General features: G+C 31.9%; 8 protein-coding genes. All 8 read right to left on the minus strand.

Features of this window, described 5'->3' with window-relative positions; all coding sequences use genetic code 11:
• Window positions 1-61: 61 nt before the first annotated feature.
• On the minus strand, window positions 62-721 hold the full coding sequence (locus I6U48_RS28175; protein ID WP_246615596.1) for a tetratricopeptide repeat protein: 660 nt from the start codon (window positions 719-721) through the stop codon (window positions 62-64).
• Between the two features lie 80 nt (window positions 722-801).
• Window positions 802-1431, minus strand: a complete 630-nt coding sequence (gene citX, locus I6U48_RS28180; RefSeq protein WP_218323839.1) for a citrate lyase holo-[acyl-carrier protein] synthase — start codon at window positions 1429-1431, stop codon at window positions 802-804.
• 2 nt (window positions 1432-1433) lie between these two features.
• Window positions 1434-2480, minus strand: coding sequence for a [citrate (pro-3S)-lyase] ligase (gene citC / locus I6U48_RS28185; protein WP_218323840.1), 1047 nt, complete (start codon window positions 2478-2480; stop codon window positions 1434-1436).
• A 45-nt stretch (window positions 2481-2525) separates the two neighbouring features.
• Window positions 2526-4067, minus strand: a complete 1542-nt coding sequence (citF, locus tag I6U48_RS28190; RefSeq protein WP_218323841.1) for a citrate lyase subunit alpha — start codon at window positions 4065-4067, stop codon at window positions 2526-2528.
• A gap of 58 nt (window positions 4068-4125) precedes the next feature.
• Window positions 4126-4998: an HpcH/HpaI aldolase/citrate lyase family protein gene (locus I6U48_RS28195; protein ID WP_218323842.1), complete on the minus strand. Its 873-nt coding sequence runs from the start codon at window positions 4996-4998 to the stop codon at window positions 4126-4128.
• Between the two features lie 28 nt (window positions 4999-5026).
• Window positions 5027-5290, minus strand: coding sequence for a citrate lyase acyl carrier protein (citD, locus tag I6U48_RS28200; protein ID WP_218323843.1), 264 nt, complete (start codon window positions 5288-5290; stop codon window positions 5027-5029).
• A gap of 83 nt (window positions 5291-5373) precedes the next feature.
• Entirely contained in the window at window positions 5374-5931 is a 558-nt protein-coding gene (locus I6U48_RS28205; protein ID WP_218323844.1) for a Fe-S-containing hydro-lyase, read from the minus strand.
• A 67-nt stretch (window positions 5932-5998) separates the two neighbouring features.
• Window positions 5999-6841 (minus strand): fumarate hydratase, encoded by an 843-nt coding sequence (locus tag I6U48_RS28210; RefSeq protein WP_218323845.1) that lies wholly within the window; start codon window positions 6839-6841, stop codon window positions 5999-6001.
• Window positions 6842-6906 lie beyond the last annotated feature (65 nt).

Genomic DNA, 6906 nt, shown 5'->3' on the forward strand with positions numbered 1-6906 from the left:
GCTGGGGATAGTTTTTAATCACATTTAATTGTTATATGTATAATTCAACCTTATATAAAGTCTATTTTATTAAATCTTGAAACTCTTTTGATTCTTTTACTGGATTAAAGTCTGCTTCTTCACTAGCATTCTTTTTAATCTCTGGTGCCATGTCTATAGCTATTTTCAAATATTTTGTAGTATTGGCCACATCTCCTCTTCTTCCATATATGCTAGCCTTACCATAATAACTCCATACATAATTCTCAACTTCTAAGTCTTTATCATACCAACTTAAGGCATCATCATAATTTCCATTTAGCTCATATGCTAAAGCTTTATTAAATCTTCCATATCCGAAGTCTGGTTTTAACTGAAGTGATTTATCTATGTTTTTCATTCCTTCTTCATAGTTACCACTATAGCATAATGCGATTCCTTTTATATTATATGCCTTATAAAAGTTCTCATCTTCCTTTATAATATCATTTGCTATATTTATAGTGTCCTTGTACTTCTTGTCACTAAAAAGTTTTGAACTTTGTTCATATTTTTCTTCTAATCTTTTATTTTTTTCTTCTTGAATCTTTTTTGCTTCAACATTTGCATCTTGTTTATTTTCATCTTTTGTTATAATTGTTGTTTGATTATTTGACTTAGAAATATTCTGCTTTTCTATGATACTTTTAGCATCATTTCTATTGTCTAGATATGCTTTATAAACCAGTCCTACTGCTATCATGCTTAAGACGCAAAATATTATTAACCTAGTTCTTAGTGAGAATTTCTCATATGGATTAAAAGCCAACCTGTTTCACCATCCTATATTACGTTAGTTTCAAAATACTCCTCATACTTATCTTTTATAAACTTCTTTACTTCATTTTCACTGTGACTTCTGTTTCTTACACATATTTGCGCATAGTTATCACAAATGTAACACTTTCTACTACCCATTCCAAAATCTTTTCTGCTTAAGCCTTGTTTATTTTCATTATATACATCTATATCAACAAATCTTCCTAAATGATGATTTTCTTCTATATTGATGGCCTTTCTTTTAATACTATCTTCTAATTCATCAACAACTATTGTTAATATAGGCCCTTCTGCATTTATGTCAAAGTTTCTATATAATATCTTATTATTGAATACATTAATGATAACATTACACAAGACTCCAGCTATTCCTATTGATATGTAATTATTTTTAATTATACCCGGATAATTAATTCTCATACAAATAAGACAAGAGTGGTACTTCTCTATCAACTCTTCTTGCCTGAATACTCTTTTTTCTCTTTCAATCAGTATATCTTCAGGCATATATTTTTTTCTATATTTATGTACATATCTATTAAACTCTTCTATGTCTATAGAAGAGTTTATATTTTCTAATATATCTTTTATTATATTATTTTCATCTATTGATTGTATATAGTTTTTTTTCATGATTAATGTGGAGAATTGCTTTTCTTTATTCTCTCAATAATCTCCTTTCCATCATAGGAACTCAAAAATTCCCATGTCGCTTTTGGAACAATGTTTTTCACTTCTTCTATTCTGTTATCCTTAATAAGAGTTCTAACTTCTGACGCACTTATATATTTTTCATCATGTTTTTTTCTTTCTATTTCAATAAGTTCTACATTGTATTTAGGCATAGTTTCCTTTAGAGTTTGGTTATAAGTATTAGTAATATCGCAATAAGGTTCATGACCTACAAATCTTTTTACTATATTGAACTTACTGCAAAAGTACTCTCCAAATATTCCACAGTCTATACTTTCATAAGCCTTTAATTTTTCATCTTCTTTCCTTATAAAGTATGAAGGAAATGTAATAGAAGATATAATATATTCTCCTCCTGGAATTACTATCACATTGCTCAAATCTTTAACAGCTTCTTTTACAATGGAATACCTATATTTAAAGGGGAAAAGCGATTTATCCTCTTCTACTATAAATACTAATACCTGTTCGCAGCTTCTAGATGCTTGCTCAATTAGATACCTATGGCCTTCTGTGAAAGGATTGCAATTCATTACTAATGCTCCTTTCGGTGTAGTAGTATCTATACCATATTTTAACGCCATGTCATCTAACGATTTATTTATATCATATATACCGTATTCTAATAGCGCTGCATCCTTAACCTTAAATATGGGTTTAAAGTTAAGGGAAGTAAAAATTTTTACTTTATCTGGTTTTGTAAATATAAAACTGTGAAAAATCCCTTCTTCAAAAAGCTTATCGATTAGATTAGATATAAGAGAAGAAGTTACATTTTCTCCTCTTATATCTTCTGAAACTGCAAAGCATTTAAAAACATTCTTTGCCTTAGAGCAAGTAGCTTGAATATTGTTTTTTAAATCTCTCAGAACAATAGTATAGTCTACATCTCTATCCAAAGTCAGTTCAAACTTCTCTAAAAACTTACATACCTCATCTTTTTCATATTCGTCCTTTAAGTTTATTCTTTGGAGTGTTAAATCAAACATATCTTTTCCCCTCCAGTTAAGGTACAAAAAAGTTATTTTTATATATTAAACTGATGGTCTTCTGACCACATCTATAACAGTTCCATCTCTATATTCTACTATAGCTACAACCTCATCCGATGTTTTTATAGGCTCTGGCTTTCCAGTCATCTTTTCTGCTAATTCTTTTAATTGGTTTATAGTCATAATAGGTAGATTGGTATTGCTCAATTTATCTATCAAGTCTTTTCTACCTGGGTTTACAGCTATGCCTCTTTCTGTAACAACTACGTCAATACTTTCACCTGGAGTAGTTACTGTGGTAACTCTATCTTTTATAATCGGAAGTCTTCCTTTTATAAGGTTTGTAACTACAATAGCAAGTTTTGCTCCTGCTGCTGTATCACTGTGTCCACCAGAACCTCCCATTATAACTCCATCTGAACCTGTAGTTACATTTACATTAAAATCTGTGTCTATTTCTGTAGCACCAAGTATCATTACATCAAGGTTGTTTACAACAGCTCCCTTATTATGTGGATTTCCATACATGGAACCAGACATACCTTGGTGGTTAGGATTGTTTCTGTATGATTCAACTGCATCTAAATCGAAGCACTGAACATCAAATAGGTTTCTGAATAATCCTTCTTTTAGCATATCCACAATATATCCTGTTATTCCACCTGCTGCAAAACTTCCTACTACGCCCTTATTTTTCATTACTTCTTTAAGTTCTGCTGCAACAGCAAGAGAAGTTCCACCTGCTCCTGTTTGGAAGGATAGTCCATCCTTAACAAGTCCTGAAGCTTCTATAACTTTTGTAGCCATCTTAGCTATTTTAAGTCCCACAGGATCTTTTGTTATTTTGGTTGTACCAGATACAATACCTTTGGGATCTCCTATGGAATCAACTTTAATAACATAATCAACATAAATCTGACTTATTTCTATTGGACACGCTGGATATGGCACTAAATTATCTGTAATAGCCACTACTTTGTCAGCATATTCAGCATCTGCTACTGCATATCCTAGTGATCCACAAGCAGCATTACCATATACACCGTTTATATTTCCATAAGTATCTGCAGTAGGTGCTCCAATAAATGCTATATCTATATGTAGATCTCCACTTTCAATTGCTCTAGGTCTTCCACCATGAGTCATCATAATAGCTGGCTTTTTTAAATATCCTTCTGATATAGCCTTAGCAACAGGACCAGATATATAATTTGCAACTATTCCTGTTACTACCCCATTTTTCATATGTTCGACAAGTGGCTCATGAACTGGGAATATTGAACTTGCAGCAATAGTAATATCTTTTATTCCTCTTTTTGCAATAGCATAAACTACATTATTAAGAACAAAATCTCCATTTCTTAAATGATGATGAAAAGATATAGTTATCCCATCTTTCAAGGCAATTTTATCTAAAACTTCATCAATGCTATTTAATACCTTTTCTTCACCTGGCTTTACACTGCTTACTTTTATGCCTATTTTTTCTTTAACTCCACAGTTTGCAAAAGCGCCTTGAAAAGGCTTTATTTCTTTATAACCTTCTATGTAATCAGGAATCTCTCTTCCTAGTACATTTTTCATGCTAATCCCTCACTTTTTTTCAAAAATTCAAAGCCTAGAACCTATACTAAGGTAATTACTAAATAAGTCCCAACATTTTAGCTAATTCAACAGTTGTTATTGCTCTATTAATTACAGGTGCATCAACCATTTTTCCATCTAAAGAGAATACTCCAAGTCCTTTTTCTTTAGCTTCATCTCTTGCTGCAAGTACTCTTAAAGAGTGCTTGATTTCTTGTTCTGTTGGTGCAAAAACTGAATGTATGGTATCTATTTGTCTAGGGTTTATAGAAGCTTTTCCTGTAAAGCCTACACTCTTGGCTTTAGCAGTATCCTTTGCAAGACCTTCATAATCATTGGTATCAGTAAATGGAGTATCAATAGCATCCACTCTAGTAGCTCTACATGCTGTTGAAACTCTATTCCTTGCATAGAATATTTCTTCTCCTTCTTTAGTTCTTTTTATTCCAAAGTCAGAAGTTAAATCCTCTGCTCCTAATAAAACTGCCACAATTCTCTTTGAGGATTTAATTATGTTATATACATTTTCCAATCCATAGGCAGTTTCTACAATTGGTATAAGTTTTATGTGTCCATTTTCGAACCCTTCTTCACTTTCTATTTTTGAAAGTGTGTTATCTATAGTTTGTATTTGTTCTTCAGTAGCCTTTGGAATCATAAGGCTATCTGGTTTTACTCTTGCTATTGTATCTATATCTTTTGGTCCAAATTCTGTATCAAGTGGATTTACCCTTACAACTAATTCTACATTTGAGTAATCTAAAAATTTGATGGCTTCTCTTACAAGGATTCTAGCACTATCTTTTTCTGTTAAACTTACTGCATCTTCTAAGTCAAGTATTACAGAATCAGCTCCAAGAATTGGCGCATTTTGAAGCATTCCTGGATTATTACCAGGCATAAAAAGCATAGTTCTTCTTAATTTTTTCATTTATATCACCCCGAACTTCAATAAAAATTTACATAGCTCTTTCTATGGCAGTTTGAATTCTTGATTTAATTGTATAATCTAAAGCTCCCTTATCCTGTGCTTTTATGATTATATCTTCCACATTCATTTCTTTGATTTTTTCTAATATAGTACTTTTTATTTGATTTCCAAATTGCTTCATAACTATACTTTCAAGCTGAAGTTCCACTCCACCTTTGTCATTTGGCATAACCATTATCATTATGTCATTAGATTCAAGTGTTCCAGCTTTAGCTACTTTGTTTATCTTCATTTTCAATCCTCCTAATAGCTCTAATCAGAAACCATAAATTGATAATAATCGCTTGTAACTTATTATCAATTTACAGCTAAACTTTATTTTAACGAGTTAAGATACTGTTGCTGTCCCATTTCATAAAGATTGTTTCCTTCTGAATCTATAACTACAACTACTGGTAAATCTTCTACTTCAAGTCTTCTTATTGCTTCTGATCCTAAATCTTCATATGCAACAAGCTCTGCTTTTTTTATAGATTTTCCCATTAAAGCTGCGGCTCCACCTATAGCTGCAAAGTAAACAGCTTTATTTTTCTTCATAGATTCTATTACTTCTTTTGACCTCAATCCTTTTCCAATCATTCCTCTTAAACCTATATTCAAAAGTCTTGGAGCATATGAATCCATTCTATAGCTTGTAGTTGGACCCGCTGATCCTATTGGTTGGCCTGGTTTAGCAGGAGTTGGTCCAACATAATATATAATTGAATCTTCAACATCTATAGGTAGCTTTTCGCCCTTATCTAAAAGTTCTACAAGTCTCTTGTGTGCTGCATCTCTTGCAGTATATATAACCCCTGATATTAAAACACTATCTCCAGCTTTTAACTCTTTAACTTTTTCTTCAGTTAATGGAGTCGTTATTTTCTTTTCCATTACTATCCCTCCAATTTGCCTCATCGCAGCTACGTGCAATTTTCAATATTTCTATCAATGTTTAAGCCTATAATATTATTTCTGAATGTCTTGTAACGTGACAGTTTATATTAACCGCTACAGGTAAACCTGCTATATGTGTTGGATATGTTTCTATATTCAATGCAAGAGCAGTAGTTTTTCCTCCAAACCCTTGTGGTCCTATTCCTATAGCATTAACCTTTTCTAAAAGTTCATTTTCTAAATCGGCATAAAATTTATTGCTATTTCTTTGTGATAAAGGTCTTATAAGAGCCTTCTTTGCTAACATAGCTGCTCTATCGAAAGTTCCACCTATTCCAACGCCTACGACTATTGGTGGACATGGATTTGGTCCGGCTTCCTTTACTACTTTAAGAACAAATTCTTTTACACCTTCTAAACCATCTGCCGGTTTCAACATTTTTAATTGACTCATATTTTCAGATCCAAATCCTTTTGGTGCTACAGTAATTTTCAACTTATCTCCTGGAACAATGTCATAGTATACAACTGCTGGAGTGTTATCTTTTGTGTTAACTCTATCTAAAGGATCTTTTACCACAGATTTTCTTAAGTATCCTTCTTCGTATCCCTGTCTTACTCCTTCATTTATAGCATCCTCTATATTTCCGCCTATTAAGTGAACATCCTGACCTATTTCAACAAATACACAAGCCATTCCAGTATCTTGACAAATAGGTCTATCTTCATTTTTAGCTATCTCTACATTAGTAAGAATTTTATCTAATATTCCTTTTGCCATATCCCATGTTTCATTTTTTGAGGCTTCCTCTATCTTATTCTTAACATCATCTGAAAGATAATAGTTAGCATCTACACATAGTTTTTTTACTGCCTTTGTTATTTCTAATACATTTATCTCTTTCATAATTAAACTTTTCTCCTTTTCCTGAAGTTTAATGTTAAATTTATATATGAAAAGGCAGTTTTAAA

Origin of the sequence: Clostridium thailandense (assembly GCF_019207025.1) — a bacterium.
GTDB lineage: Bacteria > Bacillota > Clostridia > Clostridiales > Clostridiaceae > Clostridium_AM > Clostridium_AM thailandense.